The following is a 21,958-nucleotide window of genomic DNA, read 5'->3' as shown; positions in this document are numbered from 1 at the left end:
GAGATGCGCTGGTGGGACATCGATCCCGTGCTCGCCCTGGAGAAGGAGCTCTTCCCGGACGACGCCTGGTCGCGCGGCATGTTCTGGTCCGAGCTCGCGCACTCCCGCGGCGTCGGTTCCACGCGGCGCTACGTGGTCGCGTACGAGGGCGGGAAGCTGGTCGGGTACGGGGGCGTCGCCGCCTCCGGGGACCTCGCCGACATCCAGACCATCGCCGCCGCCCGCGAGCACTGGGGCACCGGGCTCGGCGCCCGGCTGCTCACCGAACTGCTGCGGCACGCCACCGCCTTCGAGGTCGACCAGGTGATGCTCGAGGTGCGCGTCGACAACACGCGGGCGCAGAAGCTGTACGAGCGCTTCGGGTTCGAGCCGATCGGCTTCCGGCGCGGCTACTACCAGCCCGGCAACATCGACGCCCTCGTGATGCGCCTGACCACGACCACCGGGAACGACGCGGCGAACGACACCGCGAACCACACCGCGAACGACACTGTGAACGAAGAGAAGACCCATGGCTGACGAACCGCTCGTCCTCGGCATCGAGACCTCCTGCGACGAGACCGGCGTCGGCATCGTCCGCGGCACCACCCTGCTCGCCGACGCCGTCGCCTCCAGCGTCGACGAACACGCCCGCTTCGGCGGCGTCGTCCCCGAGGTCGCCTCCCGCGCGCACCTGGAGGCGATGGTCCCCACGATCCAGCGCGCCCTGAAGGACGCGGGCGTCACGGCGAAGGACCTCGACGGCATCTCCGTCACCGCGGGCCCCGGCCTCGCGGGCGCGCTGCTGGTCGGGGTGTCGGCCGCGAAGGCGTACGCGTACGCGCTCGACAAGCCGCTCTACGGCGTCAACCACCTCGCCTCGCACATCTGCGTCGACCAGCTGGAGCACGGCACGCTGCCCGAGCCGACGATGGCGCTGCTCGTGTCGGGCGGCCACTCGTCGCTCCTTCTGTCGACCGACATCACCTCCGACGTACGTCCCCTGGGCGCGACCATCGACGACGCCGCCGGTGAGGCCTTCGACAAGATCGCGCGGGTGCTGAACCTCGGCTTCCCGGGCGGGCCCGTCATCGACCGGTACGCGAAGGAGGGCGACCCGAACGCGATCGCCTTCCCGCGCGGTCTCACCGGGCCGCGCGACCCTGCGTACGACTTCTCCTTCTCCGGCCTGAAGACGGCCGTGGCCCGCTGGATCGAGGCCAAGCGGGCGGCGGGGGAGGACGTGCCGGTGCGCGACGTGTCGGCGTCCTTCCAGGAGGCCGTCGTGGACGTGCTGACCCGGAAGGCCGTGAAGGCCTGCAAGGACGAGGGCGTCGACCACCTCATGATCGGCGGTGGCGTCGCCGCCAACTCGCGCCTCCGTGCCCTCGCCGAGGAGCGCTGCGAGCGGGCCGGGATCCGGCTGCGGGTGCCGCGCCCCAAGCTGTGCACGGACAACGGCGCGATGGTCGCGGCGCTCGGTGCGGAGATGGTGGCCCGCAACCGGCTGCCGTCCTCGTGGGACCTGCCCGCGGACTCCTCGCTCCCGGTCACGGAGCCGCACGTCCCGGGCCACCACCATCACGACCACGTGCACGAGGTCAGCAAGGAGAACCTCTACTCATGACCGTCGCGCTGATGTGGGAGGCCCGCGCCGTCGAGGGGCGCGGCGAGGAGCTGCTGAGCTGGGCGAAGGGGCAGGTCCTGGAGCGGGAGCCGGAGCGCATCGAGACGTTCCGGGCCCCGCAGGACCGGGTCCTCGTCATTACGTGGTGGGATGCCGCGTACGACGCTGATCTTCCGGAACTGCCGGAGCCGGACGGTGAGTTGGTGAAGCGGGCCGTCCACCGCTGGCGGTTCGAGGCGGCCTAGCGCTTCGCGGTGTACGTCAACAGGTAGCGCCAGAAGAGGAGTTGGCGCACCTCGCTGCCGGGGAGCAGGTGTGCCGCTTCCCGGCGGATCTCCGGGAGGCGCATCTCCGGCTGTCGCACGGGTGGTTGCGGCGGGGGAGTGCGGACGCCGCGGGCGCGCTCGCCCGCGTACACGGCGAGGCGCGCGACGGCGTTCGTCGGGGAGGCGATCACGTCCCACGGGGTGGCGCCGTCGTAGCAGCCCAGTACGAGCAGTCTGCCGCCGGGCGCGAGGGCCTCGCGGAAACGGGTCAGCGTCTCGAACGGCATGTGGTGCAGGCTCGCCAGGCAGCTGATCACGTCGTAGTGGGCGGGCGGGAGTTCGGCCTGCGCGGCGTCGGCGACGCGGTAGCGCGGCCCGCCGCCGGCCGCCTCCGCCACGGCCAGCGTCGCCGGATCCGGGTCGAGCGCGTCGACCCGGTACCCGTGCGCCACGAGCCGCCGCGCGAAGCGGCCGGTGCCGCAGCCGACGTCGAGGGCGGTGTGCCCTCCGGCGGGCAACTGGCGGAGCAGCAGCGGGTGGTAGTGGTCGTTGTGATCGAACGGCACGTTGGGCCTCCGGCGAATCGGGACGACGGGGTCGGGCCCCACGTCATGATTGCGCGGCACCGGGATTCCGGGGCGGTGCCGGGGCCGGCGCCTTCCGTATGCGCAGCCTGCACCGGGGGCCGCCTTGCCCACCCTGCCGCCCCAGGCGGCAGATTGCCCAAGGCGGGGGCGGTTGACTGCGGCGGGTGGGGAGCCGTGGTCGGCGCCGGGTCGCCCAAGGCGTGGTGCGGTACCCCGTCGGGCCGACGCCCCCGGAGGGGGCGGGTGGGTGGGAGATGGGCGGGAGCCCAGGGCCATTGCCTGCGGGCGGGGCAATTCGAGCCCCGCTGCGGGTGGGCAAATCCAGCCCCGCCGGCGATTGAGGCGCGGGGTCCGGGGCGGAGCCCCGTGGCCGGGACGCCGGTTCGGCACCATCAGCCCCGCGGGCGGAGCCCCGTGGCCGGGACCCCGGTTCGGCGTAATCAGGCCCGCGGGCGCAACCCCGACGCCTCAACCCACCGGGGCACCGACAAGCATCGTGGGCGCACCCGCCACCCGGGTAAGAAACACCGTCACCGCCCGCCTCCCGAAGGGCTTCGGCATCGCCTTGCGCCGCAACTCCTCCGGCTCGACCGCCGACCCCCGCTTCTTCACCGTCAGCACCCCCACCTCCCGCTCCCGCAGCAACGCCTTCAACTTCTTTACGTTGAAGGGGAGTTGGTCGGTGATCTCGTACGCGGCGGCGTAGGGCGTGGCGTGCAGCTCGTCCGCCGTCACGTACGCGATCGTCTCGTCGACGAGCCCGCCGCCGACCTCCTCCGCCACCTCGGCCACCAGGTGCGCCCGGATGACCGCGCCATCGGGCTCGTACAAGTACCGCCCGACGCCCCGCACTTCGGGATCGGGCAGCCCCCTGCCGACCAGCGCCCGCGGCCCCGGAAGCAGCGTCGCCCGCATCCGCCCGGGAGCGGTCCCGAACCACAGCACCGCCTCCTTCACGTCACCCCCGTCCGAGATCCACTCGGCGTCGGCCTCCGCGGGGATCGCCTCGTGCGGGATGCCGGGGGCGATCTTCAGCGCGGCGCGCGGCGCCTCGAGTGCGGTGGACACGGCCCAGGACAGGGGAGGGGAGTAGGCCTCGGGATCGAAGATGCGCCCCCGTTTCGTGGAACGCCGCGCGGGGTCCACGAACACGGCGTCGTACCCGGCCGTGTCCACCTCGGTGACGTCCGCCTCGCGCACCTCGATGAGCCCCGCGAGCCCGAGCGCCTCGGCGTTCGCCCGCGCCACCGCGCACGTCAGCGGGTCCCGGTCGACGGCGAGGACCCGGATCCCCGCGCGGGCGAGCGCGATCGCGTCGCCGCCGATGCCGCAGCACAGGTCGGCCACGGAGCGCACGCCGAGCCGCTCGAAGGCATCGGCCCGGTACGCCGCCACGCTCGTCCGCGTCGCCTGCTCGACCCCGTTCGGCGTGAAGTACATCCGGGCCGCGTCCTCGGCCCCGAACTTCGCCACCGCCCGCTGCCGCAGCCGCGCCTGGGCGAGCGCGGCCGAGACGAGCTCGGCGGGGTGCTCGCGACGCAGTTTCGTGGCGAGGGCGAGCTCCTGGGCCGGATCGTGGTCACGGAGTTCGTCGAGCAGGCCCTGGCCCTCGGGGGTCAGGAGGGCGGAGAAGGCGGCGGGCGAAAGGGAGGAGCTCACCCGGCCCATTGTGGGCCAGGCGGGCGACGGTGCGCGCCAGGCGGAGGTGTCGGCTCCGGAACGGGCCCGTGAGCTGTAAGGATCCGGCGCCATGCAACTAGTACGACAAAATGAGAAATCCGCCTCAAAGGGGACCCGGCGGAGACCTGGAACTCGGAAGGGGCCCGGCACCTCGACCGGCGCCCGCCTCCTCTCCCGCCTCATCGCCGCCCTGCTCGCCGCGTCCGCCCTCGCCACCGGATGCGCCGCCGGCACCCCGGAGCGGACCCCCGCGAAACCGGCCCCCGGTCAGCAGGCGCACAAGGGCCTCCAGGCCGCTCCCGCCCGCGCCCTCGACTCGTACGCGACGAAGCTGCGCGCCCAGCGGGCCGCGCTCGTCGCGGCGACCAAGCGCTGGGGCCTCGCCGACGTGCCGCTCACCGCCCCGCGCCCACCGGCGAAGAAGCCGGTCATCGAGGCGCGGAGGGGCTTCGAGGTCGACGGCCAGAAGGAACTCGGCCTGCCGCCCGTCTTCACGACGATCCCGACCACGGACAAGGTCGTCTTCCTCACCATCGACGACGGGGCCGAGAAGGACCCGCGGTTCCTGAAGATGATGAGCGAGCTGCGGATCCCGTACACCGCGTTCCTGACCGACGCCGAAGTCAGGCCGCAGTACGGCTACTTCAAGAAGATGCAGGCCCGCGGCGTCACCCTCAACAACCACACGCTCCACCACCCGTTCCTGCCCGCCCTCTCGTACGCGCGTCAGAAGCACGAGATCTGCGGCATGCAGGACGTCATCGAGAAGAAGTACGGCAAGCGGCCCACGCTCTTCCGGCCGCCGTTCGGCGACTACAACCAGGACACCCTGCGCGCCGCCAAGGCCTGCGGCATCGAGTACGCCCCGATCTGGAACGCCGAGGCGTTCGTGGACCGCATGGACTACCGCGAGTGGGACCGCAGCATCCATCCGGGCGACATCCTGCTCACGCACTTCAGGGGCCGCAAGGACTGGAAGGGCACGATGCCCGACATGATCCGGCACCTCATGAAGTACCTCACCGACCGGGGGTACGCGGTGGCGCGCCTGGAGGACTACCTGTGACACGGCGCGCGCCGTGGGCGCGGCTGCTCGGCTGTGCCCTGGCCGCCGCTCTGCTCGCCGGGTGCGCGCGGGAGGCCGCGCCGCCCCCGCGGCCTGCGGCGGGCGCGGAGGCGGCGGTCCCGCCGGTCGTCTCCCGCGTCCCCACCCGCGACAAGGTGGTCTTCCTCGCGTACGAGGACGGGGCCGGGCGGGACCCCCGCTTCGTCGACCTGGTCCGCGACCGGCGCCTCCCGGTCTCGCTGTTCCTCGCGGGCGCGGGCGGGGGTCGGGGCCGCCTCGGCGAACTGAGCGCCCTGGGCGCCCGGGTGCAGAACCGCACCCTCACCCACGCCCTCCTCCCGGGCCTCGGATACGTGGAGCAGCACGCCGAGATCTGCGGCCAGCGCGACCGCGTCCAGGCCCGGTTCGGAGCGGCGCCCCGCCTCTTCCATCCGCCCCGGGGCGCGTACGACGCGAACACGCTCCAGGCGGCGGCCGAGTGCGGCGTCGACGCGATCGTCCTGTGGCGCGAGCCGGCGGGGCGGCTGCGCCCCGGCGACATCCTCGGGGTGCGGGCGGGGACGACCCCGGATCTTCTGCGCCGCATCAAGGCCGAGGGGTACGAGGTGGCGGCCCTGGAGGACTACCTGTGACCCGCCGGTCCACCCATCAGCGGCGGAGTCGATTAGCAGTCCGCTTGACCGAGTGCTAATCGCAGTCATAGTCTCGGCCCTGGCACTCACCACTGGAGAGTGCCAACAGCGACGGGCAGGTCCGGCACCCGCGACGACGGATCCACCTGGTCGCCACCCCAGACTGTTAACCCCGTGAGATCTCCGAAGGGGGAGACCGGATCGTGACGACCTCCAGCTCCAAGGTTGCCATCAAGCCGCTCGAGGACCGCATTGTGGTCCAGCCGCTCGACGCCGAGCAGACCACGGCCTCTGGCCTGGTCATTCCGGACACCGCGAAGGAGAAGCCCCAGGAGGGCGCCGTCCTCGCCGTGGGTCCCGGCCGCTTCGAGAACGGCGAGCGCCTTCCGCTCGACGTCCAGGTCGGCGACGTCGTGCTGTACAGCAAGTACGGCGGCACCGAGGTGAAGTACAACGGCGACGAGTACCTCGTCCTCTCGGCTCGCGACGTGCTCGCGATCGTCGAGAAGTAATTCACCCAAGCTTTCCCAGCTTCCCAGAAGCAGAATGCTTTGAACCGCGCCCCTGGCCCCCGCTGATATTGCCGGGTGCGAGGGGCGCGGTTCGCTTTTTCGAGAGGACTGACTCAGCTCCATGGCGAAGATCCTGAAGTTCGACGAGGACGCCCGTCGCGCCCTCGAGCGCGGCGTCAACAAGCTTGCCGACACGGTCAAGGTGACGATCGGCCCCAAGGGTCGCAACGTCGTCATCGACAAGAAGTTCGGCGCCCCGACCATCACCAACGACGGCGTCACCATCGCCCGTGAGGTCGAGGTCGAGGACCCGTACGAGAACCTCGGCGCGCAGCTGGTGAAGGAGGTGGCGACCAAGACCAACGACATCGCGGGTGACGGTACGACCACCGCCACCGTGCTCGCCCAGGCCCTGGTCAAGGAAGGCCTGCGCAACGTTGCCGCCGGTGCCTCCCCGGCCGCCCTGAAGAAGGGCATCGACGCCGCGGTCAAGGCCGTGTCCGAGGACCTCCTCGCGACCGCCCGCCCGATCGACGAGAAGTCCGACATCGCCGCCGTCGCCGGTCTGTCCGCGCAGGACAACCAGGTCGGCGAGCTCATCGCCGAGGCGATGGACAAGGTCGGCAAGGACGGTGTCATCACCGTCGAGGAGTCCAACACCTTCGGCCTGGAGCTCGACTTCACCGAGGGCATGGCCTTCGACAAGGGATACCTGTCCCCGTACTTCGTCACCGACCAGGAGCGTATGGAGGCCGTCCTCGACGACCCGTACATCCTGATCCACCAGGGCAAGATCGGCTCGATCCAGGACATGCTCCCGCTCCTGGAGAAGGTCATTCAGAACGGTGGCTCCAAGCCGCTCCTGATCATCGCCGAGGACGTCGAGGGCGAGGCCCTGTCGACCCTGGTCGTGAACAAGATCCGCGGCACGTTCAACGCCGTCGCCGTGAAGGCCCCCGGCTTCGGTGACCGCCGCAAGGCGATGCTCCAGGACATGGCCACCCTCACCGGTGCCACCGTCATCGCCGAGGAGGTCGGCCTCAAGCTCGACCAGGCCGGTCTCGAGGTGCTCGGTTCCGCGCGCCGCGTGACCATCACCAAGGACGACACCACCATCGTCGACGGTGGCGGCAAGTCCGAGGACGTGCAGGGCCGCGTCGCGCAGATCAAGGCCGAGATCGAGAACACGGACTCGGACTGGGACCGCGAGAAGCTGCAGGAGCGCCTGGCCAAGCTGGCCGGCGGCGTCTGCGTCATCCGCGTCGGTGCCGCGACCGAGGTCGAGCTCAAGGAGAAGAAGCACCGTCTGGAGGACGCCATCTCCGCGACCCGCGCCGCGGTCGAGGAGGGCATCGTCTCCGGTGGTGGCTCCGCTCTGGTGCACGCCTCCAAGGTCCTGGACGACTCCCTCGGCAAGGAGGGCGACGAAGCCACCGGTGTCGCCGTCGTCCGCCGCGCCGTCGTCGAGCCGCTCCGCTGGATCGGCGAGAACGCCGGCCAGGAGGGCTACGTGATCGTCTCCAAGGTCAAGGAGCTCGAGAAGGGCAGCGGCTACAACGCCGCGACCGGCGAGTACGTGGACCTGGTCAAGGCCGGCGTCATCGACCCGGTCAAGGTCACGCGCTCCGCCCTGGAGAACGCTGCCTCCATCGCCTCCCTGCTCCTCACGACCGAGACCCTGGTCGTCGAGAAGCCGGCGGAGGAGGAGCCCGAGGCCGCCGGCCACGGGCACGGTCACTCCCACTGACCCGCTCCGCTTCAGTTGAAGCGACCGAGGCCCGGCTCCCCGTCGCGGGGAGCCGGGCCTCGGCGTTTGCCGGGGTGGGCGCCCTCGTGAGGTGCGGCCTGCACCGGGGGCCGCCTTGCCCACCCTGCCGCCCCAGGCGGCAGATTGCCCAAGGCGGTGGCGGTCGACCGCGGCGGGTGGGGAGCCGTGGCTGCGGCAGATTGCCCCAGGCGCGTGCGGCCGACCGCAGTGGGTGGGAGCCGTGGCTGCGGCAGATTGCCCCAGGCGTGTGCGGCCGACCGTAATGGGTGGGTGCCGTGGCCGCGGTGGATTACCCAAGGCGGTGGTGGGCGACCTCAGCGGGTGGGGTGCCGTGCTCGGCGGCGGGTCGGCAAATCCAGCCCCGCCGGCGTTTGAGGCGCGGGGTACGGGGCGGAGCCCCGATCTTGTGAGCCTCGCCGGCGGATTGCCCAAGGCGGCTGGCGGCACCCCGTCGGGCCGACGCCCCCGGAGGGGGCGGGTGGTGGGAGATGGGCGGGAGCCGGGCGATTGCCTGCGGGCGGGCTGGACAACTCAAGCCCTGCGGGCGGGGCGGGACCACTCGAGCCCCGCGGCGGGCGGGACGACTCGAGCTCCGCGGCGGGCGGGACGACTCGAGCTCCGCGCCGGGTGGGCGTTGCCAGCCCCGCTCCGTGACGAGACTCGCGGGGTAAGCGGCGGCGCCCCGATCTTTTGAGCCCCGCCGGCGATTGAGGCGCGGGGGGCCGCGGCGGTACCCCGTGGCGTAGGGAGAACTCCCTTACTGGGGACCGTACTTGCGGCCCGTACGGGACGTGATCCCGCCCAGGAGGACGCGCGGCGTCACCTTCACCACGCCCATGAGGGCCTTGTACCGGGGGTCCGGGATCGACAGCGACTTGCCACGCGCGAGGTCCGCGAGCGCCGCCGCCACCAACTTGTCCGCGTCGAGCCACATCCACTTCGGGATGTTGCCCGTACCCATCCCGGCCCGCTCATGGAACTCCGTACGGACGAACCCGGGGCACAGCGCCATCAGCCGCACCCCACTGCCCGCGAGGTCCTTCGCCGCGCCCTGCGTGAACTGCACGACCCACGCCTTCGACGCCCCGTACGTACCGCGCGGCACGAACGCCGCCACCGACGCCACGTTGACCACACCACCGCGCCCGCGCTCCCGCATCGCCCCGGCCGCCGCCGACGTCAGCCGCAGCACCGCCTCGCAGTGCACCTTCAGCATCGTCAGCTCGTCGGCCATCGGGACTTCCAGGTAGTGCCCCTTGTTGCCGAACCCGGCGTTGTTGACCAGCAGGTCGACCGCGGCCTTACGGTCCGTCAGGCGCGCCTCGACCGCCGCGATCCCGTCATCCGTGGCCAGGTCGGCGGTGAGCACCTCGGCCTCGATGCCGTGCCGGTCGTGCAGTTCTGTCGCCTGCTCGTGCAGCCGCTCGGTGTCGCGCGCGACGAGCACCAAGTTGTGTCCGTCGGCGGCGAGTTGCCGTGCGAACGCGGCGCCGATGCCCGCGGTGGATCCGGTGATCAGGGCGGTAGTCATGCCCCAAGGTTAATGATCGCGGAACGGTGCCTGGGCACGGAACCGGAGTGGGCGCCTCCGTGATGTGCGGCCTGCACCGGGGTGCCGCCTTGCCCGCCCTGCCGCCCAAGGCGGCAGATTGCCCAAGGCGGCGGGGGTCACCGCCACGGGTGGGGAGCCATACTCGGCGGCGGATGAGCAAATCCAGCCCCGCCGGCGTTTGAGGCGCAGGGCCCGGGGCGGAGCCCCGCGACGTGGGGGCGGCCGACCGCGACAGAACTACGACCCGTACTTCTCCACGTACTCCCGCGCGGAGCGAACCGCCTCCGGATGCAGCGCGTCCCCCGCGGCGAGCAACCGCGGCAGCAGCTCCCGCTCGGTCGTCACCGCACGGAACTGGAAGGCCACGCTCACCTCGTGGTCCGGCCGGCGCACGATCTCGATGGAGTCGCCCGCCCGGATCTCGCCCGGCTCGATCACCCGCAGATACGCCCCCGGCGCCCCTTCTTTGGTGAACCGCTTGACCCAGCCCCGCTCGCCCAGATGCCCCTGGAAGGTCCGGCACGGAATCCGGCTCGACGTCACCTCCAGGACCAGGTCGGCCCCGATCCGCCAGCGCTCGCCGATCCTCGCGCCCGACACGTCGACCCCTTCGGTCGTGAGGTTCTCGCCGAACGAGCCGCTGGGCAGCGAACGGTCGAGCTCCTCGCCCCACGCGTCCAGGTCCTCACGCGCGTACGCGTACACCGCCTGGTGGTCCCCGCCGTGGTGCCGCAGGTCGCACACCGCGTCCCCGGCGAGCCCGCTCGCGCCGGTCCCCTTGGGGCCAGGAGCCGACACCCGCACGGGACCTGCGACGGGCCGCTTGTCGATGCCCGTGACCCCCTCGGGCTGGTCCGTGTAATCGGCGGACTGGGGCCGCCCCAGATTCAGCGACAGAAGCTTCATGTGCGGAACGCTACGGGACCGACACCCAAAGCCGCCACGCATTATCCGGCGCGATCCCCAAGAGTCGCTTATGCTTGAGGGGTGATCGAGGCCCGTCATCTCCGTGTCCTGCGCGCCGTCGCCGCCACCGGCTCCTTCTCCGCGGCGGCCCGCGAGCTGGGCTGCACCCAGCCCGCCGTGAGCCAGCAGATGAAGGCCCTGGAGTCCTCGGCCGGCACCCCGCTGCTGATCCGCACCGGCCGCGAGATGCGCCTGACCCAGGCCGGCGAGGCCCTCGTGCGGCACGCGTCGGGCATCCTCGCCGGGCTGACGGCCGCCGAGGAGGAGATCGCCGCGATCGCGGGCCTGCGTGCCGGGCGCGTCCGCCTCGTCTCCTTCCCCAGCGGCAGCTCGACGCTCGTGCCCACCGCCCTCGCCGCCCTGCGCGCCGAACACCCCGGCACGCGCGTGTCCCTGGTCGAGGCCGAACCGCCCCGCTCCGTGGAGATGCTGCGAGAGGGCGACTGTGACGTCGCGCTCGCGTTTCGATACGAGGGCGCGCACGCCACGGAGGACTGGGACGACCTCGTCGTACGGACGCTGTTCGCCGACCGGCTCGTGGGCCTCGTCCCCGAGGGGCACGCGCTGGCGGGAGCCGGCTCGGTCACCATCGACGCGTTCGCGGACGAGCCGTGGATCGCGGGCTGCCCGCGCTGCCGCCGCCAGCTGGTCGAGGTGTGCAGGGGCGCCGGGTTCGCCCCGCGCATCGACTTCGCGACGGACGACTACCCGGCGGTGGTCGGGCTCGTGAGTGCCGGGCTCGGCGTGGCGGTGCTTCCCGAACTGGCCATCGAGTCCGTTCGCCCCAAGGGTGCACGCACAGTGACCGTCGAGCCCCCGGTGCGCCGCGAGATCGTCGCGCTCACCCTGCCCGATCTGGCCCAGGTGCCCGCGGTCGGCGCGACCCTCGACCACCTCGCGAAGGCCGCGACACGCTGAACGCGGAGGTGGGCGCGCCGTGGCGCGCCCACCTCCGCAGGTCGTTCAGGTGCGTGCAGAAACGTTCCTTCAGGTGGGTGCGCCGCTTGTGGCGGCCTGTCCTCCGCTCGGGGCCGACGCCGTGACGAGCCGGTTGCGGGCCCGCCCCATGAGCTCTTCGCGCTCGTCTTCCGTGAGGCCGCCCCACACGCCGTACGGCTCGCGCACCTGTAGGGCGTGAGCAGCGCACTCCGCGCGCACCGGGCACCTCATGCAGACCTCCTTGGCCGAGTTCTCACGGGCGCTGCGTGCCGCCCCACGTTCGCCCTCCGGGTGGAAGAAGAGCGAGCTGTCCACCCCGCGGCAGGCCGCGAGGAGCTGCCAGTCCCACAGATCGGCGTTCGGTCCGGGAAGGCGGGAGAAATCTGCCATTGCTGTGTCCCCTTGTAGCCGTTCAGACGCGGATACGGTGCCCATGACCGTACATCTACTGTCTAAGGAGATGAAAATATGACTCATTGCGAATCTAGCTACAGACACCAGCAAAAGGAAGGAAAACCTTCCAAATGGGGCATAGCTTGTGATGAAACCTTGTGGGTCCGCCGCGCTGTCCGCACCGTGTTCGCGCCCTCACGTAGAGTGCCGAAGGAGGCCGTCCGACCCGTAACTCTTTCGAGTGACCGTCGTTGAGAGGTGCGGAGGCGGTTGAATGAACAAGCGCTCGGGCAGGTGTCCGAATGCCTTGTTGAATGTCGACCGCACAGGTGACGATTCGTACACAGCCTGGAGGCTCAAGGTGACGCGCATCAGCTGCGGAGGACGGTCATGACATCCGTCCTCGTCTGCGACGACTCCCCGCTTGCCCGAGAGGCGCTGCGCCGCGCGGTCGCGACCGTGCCCGGCGTCGAGCGCGTGACGACCGCGGCCAACGGCGAGGAAGTCCTCCGCCGCTGGGGCGCCGACCGCTCGGACCTGATTCTGATGGACGTACGCATGCCCGGTCTGGGCGGCGTCGAGACAGTGCGGCGGCTGCTCTCCGCCGATCCCGGTGCGCGCATCATCATGCTCACCGTGGCCGAGGATCTGGACGGCGTGGCCCTCGCGGTCGCCGCCGGCGCCCGCGGATATCTGCACAAGGACGCCTCGCGCGCCGAGCTGCGGGCCACGGTGACGCAGGCGCTCGCCGACCCGACCTGGCGGCTCGCCCCGCGCAGACTGCGCTCGGCCGAGATGGGGGCCGCTCCCACGCTCACCGCGCGGGAGATCCAGGTGCTCGAAGGTATGAGCCACGGGCGGTCCAACGCCGAGATCGGGCGTGAGCTGTTCCTCTCCGAGGACACGGTCAAGACGCACGCGCGTCGCCTGTTCAAGAAGCTCGGCGCCTCGGACCGTGCGCACGCGGTGGCGCTCGGGTTCCGCTGGGGCCTGGTTCGCTGACGAGCCGCTGATCGGCACACCCCCGCGCCCTCCGGGGCGCGGTGGACCCGCCGTGAGGGACGCCGCTCCGGCCCGTCGCGCCGCGACTTTTCGACGCTTCGCGCGCGATGCCGCATCCTTGGGGGTGTGGAGTTCCTCGGGGACGAGTCGGGCGAGCAGGGTCAGCGAGAGGGGAGGGCGCAGGAGATGAGTTCCGGCGCACCTGCTCATAACGCTTCGGTGCACAACTACGGGCACGGTGTCACGGACCGGAAGGTGTCGGGGCACCATGGACCGATGCGTGACGACGAGGCAGCGACTCCCCAGGGGGTCATCGGTACGCTCGTCGGCCGCGCCGTCGACGGTGACGAGCAGGCCACGCACGATCTGCTCGCACATGTCCATCCCCTCGCGATCCGCTACTGCCGCACGCGTCTTTCCCGACTGCCGGGTGACGCGCGGCACTTCGTGGAGGATCTCGCCCAGGAGGTCTGCGTCGCGGTGCTGCTCGCGCTGCCGCGCTACAAGGACACCGGGCGGCCCTTCGAGGCGTTCGTCTTCGCCATCGCCGCGCACAAGGTCGCCGACCTTCAGCGGGCGGCCATGCGCGGGCCCGGATCCACGGCCGTGCCCTCCGACGAGATGCCCGAGCGGCCCGACGACTCCCTCGGTCCGGAGGAGCGGGCGCTGTTGAACAGCGACGCCGCGTGGGCCAAGAAGCTGCTCGCCAACCTTCCGCAGAACCAGCGGGAGCTGCTCCTGCTGCGTATCGCCGTCGGGCTCACCGCGGAGGAGACCGGGCAGATGTTGGGCATGTCACCCGGCGCCGTGCGCGTCGCGCAGCACCGGGCGCTGAGTCGGCTGCGGGCGCTCGCCGAGCAGTAGCGCAGAGCCCCGGCGGCGCACGTGTGAACGTCCAAAGAACGCCGATGATCTTGATCGTGGAATGAGACACCCCTGCGGGCCGTTAGCATGGACATCCGCACCGATCAAGGCCATTTGGGGAAGGTGTCATGACTGCAAACGTCGACGGAGTGCCCGAGAAATTCGCGACACTCGGGCTGACCTACGACGACGTGCTGCTACTGCCGGGCTCGTCGGACATGGCGCCCGACCAGATCGACACCGCCTCGCACGTCTCGAAGAACGTGCGGGTGAACATCCCGCTGCTGTCCGCCGCGATGGACAAGGTCACCGAGTCCCGCATGGCCATCGCCATGGCGCGGCAGGGTGGCGTCGGCGTGCTGCACCGCAACCTGTCGATCGCCGACCAGGCGAACCAGGTGGACCTCGTGAAGCGCTCCGAGTCCGGCATGGTCACCGACCCGATCACGGTGCACCCGGACGCGACGCTCGCCGAGGCCGACGCGATCTGCGCCAAGTTCCGCATCTCCGGTGTGCCGGTGACCGACGGCGGCGGCAAGCTGCTCGGCATCGTCACCAACCGCGACATCGCCTTCGAGAACGACCGCAGCCGTCAGGTCCGCGAGGTCATGACGCCGATGCCGCTCGTCACGGGCAAGGTCGGCATCTCCGGCGTCGACGCCATGGAGCTGCTGCGCCGCCACAAGATCGAGAAGCTTCCGCTGGTCGACGACGCGGGCATCCTCAAGGGCCTCATCACGGTCAAGGACTTCAAGAAGGCCGAGCAGTACCCGAACGCCGCGAAGGACTCCGAGGGCCGGCTGCTCGTCGGTGCCGCGGTCGGCGTCGCCGGTGACGCCTACGAGCGCGCGCAGGCGCTGATCGAGGCGGGCGCCGACTTCATCGTCGTCGACACCGCGCACGGGCACTCGCGGCTCGTCGGTGACATGGTCGCCAAGATCAAGTCCAACGCCGGCAACGTCGACGTCATCGGTGGCAACATCGCCACCCGTGAGGGCGCCAAGGCGCTCATCGACTCCGGCGTGGACGGCATCAAGGTCGGCGTCGGCCCGGGCTCCATCTGCACCACGCGCGTGGTCGCCGGTATCGGTGTCCCGCAGGTCACCGCCATCTACGAGGCGTCGCTCGCCGCCAAGGAGGCCGGTGTCCCGGTCATCGGCGACGGTGGCCTCCAGTACTCCGGTGACATCGCCAAGGCGCTCGTCGCCGGCGCCGACACCGTGATGCTCGGCTCGCTGCTCGCGGGCTGCGAGGAGTCGCCGGGTGAGCTGATGTTCATCAACGGCAAGCAGTTCAAGTCGTACCGCGGCATGGGTTCGCTGGGCGCCATGCAGACGCGCGGCGAGCAGAAGTCCTTCTCCAAGGACCGGTACTTCCAGGAGGGCGTCGCCTCCGACGAGAAGCTCGTGCCCGAGGGCATCGAGGGCCAGGTGCCCTACCGCGGCCCGCTGTCGGCGGTCGTGCACCAGCTCACCGGCGGTCTGCGCCAGTCGATGTTCTACGTCGGCGGGCGCACGGTTCCGGAGCTGCAGAGCAACGGCAAGTTCGTCCGGATCACGTCGGCGGGCCTCAAGGAGAGCCACCCGCACGACATCCAGATGACGGTCGAGGCGCCGAACTACAGCCGCAACGGCAAGTAACAGCAGGTCAGACCGTGTGGGGCGGATCCGGGATCACCGGGGCCGCCCCACACGTGTGTGTCAGGGATACTGGACAGGCAAGGCCCAAGTGGGACCCAGATGTGAAAGGCGCCCCCCAACGTGACTGAGATCGAGATCGGGCGCGGCAAGCGCGGCCGCCGCGCGTACGCCTTCGACGACATCGCCGTCGTACCGAGCCGGCGCACCCGCGACCCGAAGGAGGTCTCGATCGCATGGCAGATCGATGCCTACCGCTTCGAGCTGCCGTTCCTGGCCGCCCCCATGGACTCCGTCGTCTCGCCGCAGACGGCCATCCGCATCGGTGAGCTGGGCGGACTCGGCGTGCTGAACCTCGAGGGCCTGTGGACCCGTTACGAGGACCCGCAGCCGCTGCTCGACGAGATCGCCGAGCTGTCGCCCGAGGCCGCGACCCGCCGCCTCCAGGAGATCTACTCCGCGCCCATCCAGGCCGACCTGATCGGGCAGCGCATCAAGGAGGTGCGCGACTCCGGTGTCGTCACCGCCGCCGCGCTCTCCCCGCAGCGCACCGCCGAGTTCTCCAAGGCGGTCGTGGACGCGGGCGTCGACATCTTCGTGATCCGCGGGACCACGGTCTCCGCCGAGCACGTCTCGGGTGCCGCCGAGCCGCTGAACCTGAAGCAGTTCATCTACGAGCTGGATGTTCCGGTCATCGTGGGTGGCTGCGCCACGTACACCGCCGCGCTGCACCTCATGCGGACCGGCGCCGCGGGTGTGCTCGTCGGCTTCGGTGGCGGCGCCGCGCACACCACGCGGAACGTGCTGGGCATTCAGGTGCCGATGGCCACCGCCGTGGCGGATGTCGCCGCCGCGCGCCGTGACTACATGGACGAGTCCGGTGGCCGGTACGTGCACGTCATCGCCGACGGTGGCGTGGGCTGGTCCGGCGACCTGCCCAAGGCCATCGCCTGCGGTGCCGACTCCGTGATGATGGGGTCGCCGCTGGCCCGCGCCACGGACGCGCCCGGCCGCGGTCACCACTGGGGCATGGAGGCCGTCCACGAGGACGTGCCGCGTGGCAAGAAGGTCGACCTCGGCACGGTCGGTACGACCGAGGAGGTCCTGACCGGGCCCTCGCACACGCCCGACGGGTCGATGAACTTCTTCGGCGCGCTGAAGCGGGCCATGGCGACGACCGGCTACAGCGAGCTCAAGGAGTTCCAGCGGGTCGAGGTCACGGTGGCGGATGCCACACACAAGCGGTAGCGCTGACGCTTTGTCGTAGCGGGAAACGGGTGGGCCCCATCGGGAAGGTGGGCCCACCCGTTTTTTTGCGCAGTTCCCCGCGCCCCCAAACAGAGCGGTTCCCCCGCGCCCCTACGAAGCGGCGCGCTTTGCCGCGCCGAAGGAAGCCACCGCGGCGAGGGCGAAGAAGAGGAAGGTCATGGGGTCCGAGTCGGTCTTCCAGGCCTGGTGGACCCAGTTGAAGTGCTGGAAGAGCAGTTCGGGCACGGAGAACGGCAGCACCTTCGAGCCGATGATCGACTCGCCGAGCAGCTGGCCGAGGTAGACGCCCAGCAGCGACAGGATCGGGCTGACGATCAGGACCACCGGGTTGTTGCCGCCGACCTTGCCCGCCGCGAATCCGACCACGACGCCGACGGCCACGGCCGCGTAACCGATCTCGTGCTCGGTCGCGCCGACGATGCCGCCGTAGACGCCGGCGATGACCAGCATCGCCACGAAGCCGGCGAGGATGCCGAGCCCCAGGTTGCCGCGGGCGGGGGCGGGCGGCGGCACCGGCATGAAGCCGCCCTTCATCCCCTGCTGCTGAGGGAACGGGGCGTACGGCTGCTGCTGCGGGTAGCCGTACTGGGGCTGCTGCGGCGGCTGCGGCTGTTGGGCGTAAGGGTTGCCGTCGGGTATGTGAGGCGGCTGGGTCATGCGGTCCCCCTGGGGTGTGAGCCCTGGCGCTGATGTGCACAGAGTGGCCGCAATGTAGCAGTCAGAGGCGGTGTGCGGCCCCCGCCGGAGTCGCTCCCCTTGTGTCCAGGAGGAGTTGGGCCTTTACGGACAGGCCTTGCAGGTCGTACGTGCGGTGCTGTTGCAGCAGGATCGTCAGGTCGGCGTCGGCCGCGGCCTCGTAGAGGGAGTCGGCGCGCGGGACCGGGCGGTCCAGGACGTTCCAGGACGGGACGTACGGGTCGTGGTAGCTGACGGCGGCGCCGAGTTGCATGAGGCGGGTGGCGATCTCCTCGGCGGGGGCGGCCTGTTGGTCGGCGAGGTCGGGCTTGTAGGTGACGCCGAGGAGGAGGACGCGGGCGCCGCGGGCCGACTTGCCGTGTTCGTTGAGGAGGGTGGCCGCGCGCTGGACCACGTACGACGGCATGTGGTGGTTGACCTGGCGGGCCAGTTCGACCATGCGCAGGGGGCGGGTGGGCAGGTGCGGGCCCGAGAGGTCCTGGGCGAGGGCGTGGCCGCCGACGCCGGGGCCGGGGCGGAAGGCCTGGAAGCCGAAGGGCTTCGTCTCCGCGCAGCGGATGACGTCCCACAGGTCCACGCCCAACTCGTGGCAGAGCACGGCCATTTCGTTGACCAGGGCGATGTTGACGTGCCGGTAGTTGGTCTCCAGGAGGTGCACGGTCTCCGCTTCCCGTGGACCACGCGCGCGTACGACCTTGTCCGTGAGGCGGCTGTAGAAGGTGGCCGCCGACTCGGTGCAGGCGGGGGTGTGGCCGCCGATCACCTTGGGGGTCGACGTGTAGGGGTGCAGGCGGTTGCCGGGGTCGACGCGGCCGGGGGCGTGGGCGAGGTGGAAGTCGCGTCCCGCGCGCAGGCCCGAGCCCTCTTCCAGGACGGGGAGGAGGAGCGTCTGCGTGGTGCCGGGCGGCACGGGCGACTCGATGATCACCGTGGTGTGCGGGCGGAGCCGGGCGGCGAGGGTGCGGGTCGCCTCGATGACCGGGGTGAGCATCGGCGCCCCGTCGGGGCCCTGCGGGGTCGGGGCGCAGATCACGGCGGTGCGGACGCGGGCGAGTTCGGCGGGGTTGGCCGTGGGGCGGAAGCCCGCGGAGAGCATCCGGCGGAGGTCGGCGGCGGTCAGGGCCGCCGCGTCGCCGCCGCCGGGCAGCCGGCCGGCCGCGAGGTCCCTTGCGCGGGCCGGATCGTGGCCGATGGTCGCGATCCCGGCCGCCACGGCGGTCTGTGCGAGGGGCAGGCCGAGGTGGCCGAGGCCGATGACGGCGAGGTCTGCGGGCATGGCGGTTGCCGTCCTTTCCCGAGGAGCGGACCGGCCGGTCAATAGCCGGAGCGGGACTGGCGCGCAAGCCCTGTGGACAGGATGAGCGAGCGCAATGTCAGACTAGGAGTAAATATGACCGATATACGACATTGCGCCGCAATGGATTTGCGAGTGTTGCGCCGCGAGTCTCCGCAGCTTGTCCACAGGTACATGCTCGAGGTTGTCCGCAGGTGCGTGCTCGCTGGTGGCCCGAACCGGTCAGTGGGTGAAGAATCGGGGCATGTAGGAAGAGTGCAGCGTGTGCTTTGCGGTACCTGAGGCCGGGCACACCACACGCGTGAGCCACGCCGACGACAGCGGGAGGCAGCAGTGAAGGCAGCGACACTGGGACCCGAGCAGCGTGCACAGGCCCTTGCGGCCATGGCCGAGCGCGAGCTGGACATTCTCGTGGTGGGCGCCGGGGTGGTCGGCGCGGGTACGGCGCTCGACGCGGTGACCCGCGGCCTTTCCACCGGGATCGTCGAGGCGCGGGACTGGGCCTCCGGCACGTCGAGCCGGTCCAGCAAGCTGATCCACGGCGGGCTCAGGTATCTGGAGATGCTGGACTTCGCGCTCGTACGAGAGGCGTTGAAGGAGCGGGGGCTGCTTCTTGAGCGGCTGGCCCCTCATCTCGTGAAGCCGGTGCCCTTTCTGTATCCGTTGCAGCACAAGGCGTGGGAGCGGGTGTACGCCGGTTCGGGTGTCGCGCTGTACGACGCGATGTCGATGGCGCGCGGGCACGGGCGCGGGCTCCCGATGCACCGGCACCTGTCCCGCAAGCACGCGCTGCGGGTCGCCCCCTGCCTGAAGAAGGACGCGCTGGTCGGCGCGTTGCAGTACTACGACGCACAGATGGACGACGCCCGGTATGTGGCGACCCTGGTGCGGACCGCCGCCATGTACGGCGCCAAGGCCGCCAACCGCGCGCGGGTCACCGGGTTCCTGCGGGAGGGTGAGCGGGTCGTCGGCGCGCGGGTGGAGGACGTCGAGGGCGGCGGCGAGTACGAGATCCGGGCCAAGCAGGTCGTGAACGCGACGGGCGTGTGGACCGACGACACGCAGGCCATGGTCGGCGAGCGCGGGCAGTTCCATGTACGGGCTTCCAAGGGGATTCATCTCGTTGTTCCCAAGGACCGGATCAATTCGACGACCGGTCTCATCCTGCGTACCGAGAAGAGCGTGCTGTTCGTCATTCCGTGGGGGCGGCACTGGATCGTGGGGACCACGGACACCGACTGGGATCTCGACAAGGCGCATCCGGCGGCGTCGAGTGCCGACATCGACTACCTGCTGGAGCACGTCAACTCCGTGCTGGGTGTCCCGCTTTCGCGTGATGACGTGCAGGGCGTGTATGCGGGTCTGAGGCCGCTGCTCGCCGGGGAGTCCGACGCCACCAGCAAGCTGTCGCGGGAGCACACTGTGGCGCATCCCGCACCGGGTCTGGTCGTCGTGGCGGGCGGCAAGTACACGACGTACCGGGTCATGGCCAAGGACGCCGTCGACGAGGCGGTGCACGGGCTCGACCAGCGGGTCGCCGAGTGCGTGACCGAGGAGGTGCCGCTGGTGGGCGCCGAGGGGTACCGGGCGCTGTGGAACGCGCGGGCGCGGATCGCCGCGCGCACCGGGCTGCACGTGGTGCGGGTCGAGCATCTGCTGAACCGGTACGGGGCGCTCGCCGAGGAGGTTCTTGAACTGGTCACCGTGGACCCGGCGTTGGGGGCGCCGCTCACCGGGGCCGACGACTATCTGCGGGCCGAGGTCGTGTACGCGGCCTCGCACGAAGGGGCGCGGCATCTCGACGACGTGCTGACGCGGCGGACGCGGATCTCCATCGAGACGTTCGACCGGGGGACGCGGTGTGCGCGGGAGGCGGCGGAGCTGATGGCGCCCGTCCTTGGGTGGGACAAGGACCAGGTGGAGCGGGAGGTCGAGCATTACGAGAAGCGGGTGGAGGCGGAGCGGGAGTCGCAGCGGCAGCCGGATGACCTTACGGCCGATGCGGCGCGGCTCGGGGCGCCGGACATCGTGCCGCTCTGACCTTCGGTGGGGCGGGTGCGGTGTTGTTGCGGGAGCCGGGGTTGAGGCGCGGGGCTCTGCCCCGGGCCCCGCGCCTCAAACGCCGGCGGGGCTGGAGTGGCAGAACTCGGCCGTGAGTAGTCGGCGCTCCGGGGACCCGTCGCCCGACAAAGTCGCCTTTGTCGTGCGGTAGGTGACGACGTGTGAGCCGGTGCGGGTTGCTGCTGCGCGGATGTAGGTGTGGGCTATGCGGCCGTTGTGGCCCCAGACCGTGGTGCCGCAGGGGAGCTTTTCCGGGTAGAGGCCCATGCCGTAATGGCCGTGCGTGGGGCGGGTGTTGAGCATCGTACGGAGGGCCGCGGGTGGGAGGAGGCGGCCTTCCAGGAGGGCCGTGTAGAAGCGGTTCAGGTCGGGGAGCGTGGAGATCAGCTCGCCGGAGGCGCCCGCTGTGCGTGGGTCGAGGCGGACCGCGTCGGGGCCGTGCGGGCTCGGGACCGTGGTACGGGCGCCGGGGAACGTGGTGCCGGTGAGGTGGAGCGGATCGATGATGCGGCGGCGGGCCTCCGTGGCGTAGGAGCGGCCCGTGACCTGATGGATGATCATGCCCAGGAGTACGTAATTGGTGTTGGAGTACGACCAGGTGCCGCGTCGGGCCGTCCGGGGTTCGGACACGGCGAGTGCCACCTCCGCCGGGGTCAGCGGTTCGCGGCCGCGGGTGATGGCCGTGAAGTCGTAGAGGCCACTGGTCTGGGTGAGCAGCGAGCGGACCGTGAGCGCCCGGGTGCCCGTGAGGGAGGGGAGGTAGGTGGTGACGCGTGCGGAGAGTTTCAGGCGTTTCTCCGCGGCGAGTTGGAGGACTACGGTCGCGATGAAAGTCTTGGTGATGCTGCCCGCGCGCACATGATCGGAGCGGGTGAGGCTGGGGCTGGTGGTGGTGAAGTGACCGGTGGAACCGGCGGTTGCGAGGAGCGCGGCCGACGGGGCCTTGCCTCGCGTCACGAGCAGCGGAAGAGTGTCGTCCGCAGGTGCCGTCGGACCGGGCGCGCTGCCCTGGCCCAGGCACAGCACGGCCACGGTCAGCGGTATGGCCAGGAGTGTCCGGAGTGCGGGCAACGACGGTCCCTTTCGGCGGCGCGGGCCATCATTGTGGGACGTTCCTGTGCGTGTCGGGTGGGGGTGACCCGGCGCGCGGAGTGGTGGTCCGGTGATG

General features: G+C 71.0%; 21 protein-coding genes. 13 read left to right on the top strand and 8 right to left on the bottom strand.

What is annotated here, in order from left to right; all coding sequences use genetic code 11:
* The first annotated feature begins 3 nt into the window (after positions 1-3).
* Genes rimI through ACOKM3_RS18520 form a run of 3 tightly spaced genes read left to right on the top strand, consistent with a single transcriptional unit; the run spans position 4 to position 1,851 of the window.
* Positions 4-519 carry a ribosomal protein S18-alanine N-acetyltransferase gene (gene rimI / locus ACOKM3_RS18530; protein ID WP_426906826.1) on the top strand — a complete coding sequence of 172 codons (516 nt, stop codon included), beginning with the start codon at positions 4-6 and terminating at the stop codon, positions 517-519.
* Positions 512-1,606, top strand: a complete 1,095-nt coding sequence (gene tsaD / locus ACOKM3_RS18525) for a tRNA (adenosine(37)-N6)-threonylcarbamoyltransferase complex transferase subunit TsaD (protein ID WP_426901855.1) — start codon at positions 512-514, stop codon at positions 1,604-1,606. The genes rimI and tsaD overlap by 8 nt, the downstream gene beginning before the upstream one ends.
* Positions 1,603-1,851: a hypothetical protein gene (locus ACOKM3_RS18520; RefSeq protein ID WP_426901853.1), complete on the top strand. Its 249-nt coding sequence runs from the start codon at positions 1,603-1,605 to the stop codon at positions 1,849-1,851. The genes tsaD and ACOKM3_RS18520 overlap by 4 nt, the downstream gene beginning before the upstream one ends.
* Here ACOKM3_RS18520 and ACOKM3_RS18515 read toward each other — a convergent pair.
* Together ACOKM3_RS18515 and ACOKM3_RS18510 are read right to left on the bottom strand one after the other, a co-directional pair.
* Positions 1,848-2,438: a class I SAM-dependent methyltransferase gene (locus tag ACOKM3_RS18515; RefSeq protein ID WP_426901851.1), complete on the bottom strand. Its 591-nt coding sequence runs from the start codon at positions 2,436-2,438 to the stop codon at positions 1,848-1,850. The two genes, ACOKM3_RS18520 and ACOKM3_RS18515, sit on opposite strands and share 4 nt — an antisense overlap.
* A 489-nt stretch (positions 2,439-2,927) precedes the next feature.
* Complete coding sequence (locus tag ACOKM3_RS18510; protein ID WP_426906825.1) at positions 2,928-4,127, bottom strand: class I SAM-dependent methyltransferase; 1,200 nt, start codon at positions 4,125-4,127, stop codon at positions 2,928-2,930.
* 82 nt (positions 4,128-4,209) lie between these two features.
* Here ACOKM3_RS18510 and ACOKM3_RS18505 point away from each other — a divergent pair, with 82 nt between their 5' ends.
* From ACOKM3_RS18505 to groL, 4 genes are all read left to right on the top strand, one after another.
* A complete protein-coding gene (locus ACOKM3_RS18505) occupies positions 4,210-5,205 on the top strand; it encodes a polysaccharide deacetylase family protein (protein WP_426901850.1) in 996 nt (331 codons plus the stop codon).
* Entirely contained in the window at positions 5,202-5,837 is a 636-nt protein-coding gene (locus tag ACOKM3_RS18500) for a polysaccharide deacetylase family protein (protein WP_426901848.1), read from the top strand. The genes ACOKM3_RS18505 and ACOKM3_RS18500 overlap by 4 nt, the downstream gene beginning before the upstream one ends.
* A 203-nt stretch (positions 5,838-6,040) precedes the next feature.
* Positions 6,041-6,349 carry a co-chaperone GroES gene (groES, locus tag ACOKM3_RS18495; RefSeq protein ID WP_426901846.1) on the top strand — a complete coding sequence of 103 codons (309 nt, stop codon included), beginning with the start codon at positions 6,041-6,043 and terminating at the stop codon, positions 6,347-6,349.
* Between the two features lie 121 nt (positions 6,350-6,470).
* On the top strand, positions 6,471-8,096 hold the full coding sequence (groL, locus tag ACOKM3_RS18490; protein ID WP_426901844.1) for a chaperonin GroEL: 1,626 nt from the start codon (positions 6,471-6,473) through the stop codon (positions 8,094-8,096).
* Between the two features lie 778 nt (positions 8,097-8,874).
* On the opposite strand, the gene ACOKM3_RS18485 is transcribed toward groL, so the two are convergent.
* Both ACOKM3_RS18485 and ACOKM3_RS18480 read right to left on the bottom strand, forming a co-directional pair.
* The gene (locus ACOKM3_RS18485) at positions 8,875-9,648 is read right to left on the bottom strand and encodes an SDR family NAD(P)-dependent oxidoreductase (protein WP_426901842.1); all 774 of its coding nucleotides are present in this window, start codon (positions 9,646-9,648) and stop codon (positions 8,875-8,877) included.
* A 258-nt stretch (positions 9,649-9,906) separates the two neighbouring features.
* Positions 9,907-10,575: an MOSC domain-containing protein gene (locus ACOKM3_RS18480; RefSeq protein WP_426901840.1), complete on the bottom strand. Its 669-nt coding sequence runs from the start codon at positions 10,573-10,575 to the stop codon at positions 9,907-9,909.
* A gap of 81 nt (positions 10,576-10,656) precedes the next feature.
* Between ACOKM3_RS18480 and ACOKM3_RS18475 the strand changes: the two genes are divergently transcribed.
* Positions 10,657-11,553 (top strand): LysR family transcriptional regulator, encoded by an 897-nt coding sequence (locus tag ACOKM3_RS18475; RefSeq protein WP_426901838.1) that lies wholly within the window; start codon positions 10,657-10,659, stop codon positions 11,551-11,553.
* A gap of 69 nt (positions 11,554-11,622) precedes the next feature.
* Here the strand turns inward: ACOKM3_RS18475 and ACOKM3_RS18470 are convergent, their stop codons facing one another.
* On the bottom strand, positions 11,623-11,964 hold the full coding sequence (locus ACOKM3_RS18470) for a WhiB family transcriptional regulator (protein WP_426901837.1): 342 nt from the start codon (positions 11,962-11,964) through the stop codon (positions 11,623-11,625).
* A gap of 393 nt (positions 11,965-12,357) precedes the next feature.
* Between ACOKM3_RS18470 and ACOKM3_RS18465 the strand changes: the two genes are divergently transcribed.
* The 4 genes from ACOKM3_RS18465 (at position 12,358) to ACOKM3_RS18450 (ending at position 16,718) form a co-directional block, all read left to right on the top strand.
* On the top strand, positions 12,358-12,969 hold the full coding sequence (locus tag ACOKM3_RS18465) for a response regulator transcription factor (RefSeq protein WP_003948568.1): 612 nt from the start codon (positions 12,358-12,360) through the stop codon (positions 12,967-12,969).
* Positions 12,970-13,245: 276 nt separating this feature from the next.
* The gene (locus tag ACOKM3_RS18460) at positions 13,246-13,833 is read left to right on the top strand and encodes a sigma-70 family RNA polymerase sigma factor (RefSeq protein WP_266713169.1); all 588 of its coding nucleotides are present in this window, start codon (positions 13,246-13,248) and stop codon (positions 13,831-13,833) included.
* 128 nt (positions 13,834-13,961) lie between these two features.
* Positions 13,962-15,473 carry an IMP dehydrogenase gene (guaB, locus tag ACOKM3_RS18455; RefSeq protein ID WP_426901835.1) on the top strand — a complete coding sequence of 504 codons (1,512 nt, stop codon included), beginning with the start codon at positions 13,962-13,964 and terminating at the stop codon, positions 15,471-15,473.
* 120 nt (positions 15,474-15,593) lie between these two features.
* On the top strand, positions 15,594-16,718 hold the full coding sequence (locus ACOKM3_RS18450) for a GuaB3 family IMP dehydrogenase-related protein (protein WP_426901833.1): 1,125 nt from the start codon (positions 15,594-15,596) through the stop codon (positions 16,716-16,718).
* A gap of 111 nt (positions 16,719-16,829) precedes the next feature.
* On the opposite strand, the gene ACOKM3_RS18445 is transcribed toward ACOKM3_RS18450, so the two are convergent.
* Positions 16,830-17,396, bottom strand: coding sequence for a hypothetical protein (locus ACOKM3_RS18445; protein ID WP_426901831.1), 567 nt, complete (start codon positions 17,394-17,396; stop codon positions 16,830-16,832).
* Between the two features lie 61 nt (positions 17,397-17,457).
* Positions 17,458-18,711, bottom strand: a complete 1,254-nt coding sequence (locus tag ACOKM3_RS18440; RefSeq protein ID WP_426901830.1) for a nucleotide sugar dehydrogenase — start codon at positions 18,709-18,711, stop codon at positions 17,458-17,460.
* Between the two features lie 351 nt (positions 18,712-19,062).
* Between ACOKM3_RS18440 and ACOKM3_RS18435 the strand changes: the two genes are divergently transcribed.
* Complete coding sequence (locus ACOKM3_RS18435; RefSeq protein WP_426901828.1) at positions 19,063-20,769, top strand: glycerol-3-phosphate dehydrogenase/oxidase; 1,707 nt, start codon at positions 19,063-19,065, stop codon at positions 20,767-20,769.
* Positions 20,770-20,844: 75 nt separating this feature from the next.
* Here the strand turns inward: ACOKM3_RS18435 and ACOKM3_RS18430 are convergent, their stop codons facing one another.
* Positions 20,845-21,861 carry a serine hydrolase domain-containing protein gene (locus ACOKM3_RS18430; protein ID WP_426901826.1) on the bottom strand — a complete coding sequence of 339 codons (1,017 nt, stop codon included), beginning with the start codon at positions 21,859-21,861 and terminating at the stop codon, positions 20,845-20,847.
* Between the last annotated feature and the right edge of the window lie 97 nt (positions 21,862-21,958).

Source organism: Streptomyces nidicola, assembly GCF_050106155.1.
Lineage (GTDB): Bacteria > Actinomycetota > Actinomycetes > Streptomycetales > Streptomycetaceae > Streptomyces.
This window is presented reverse-complemented; position numbering and strand designations above follow the sequence as displayed.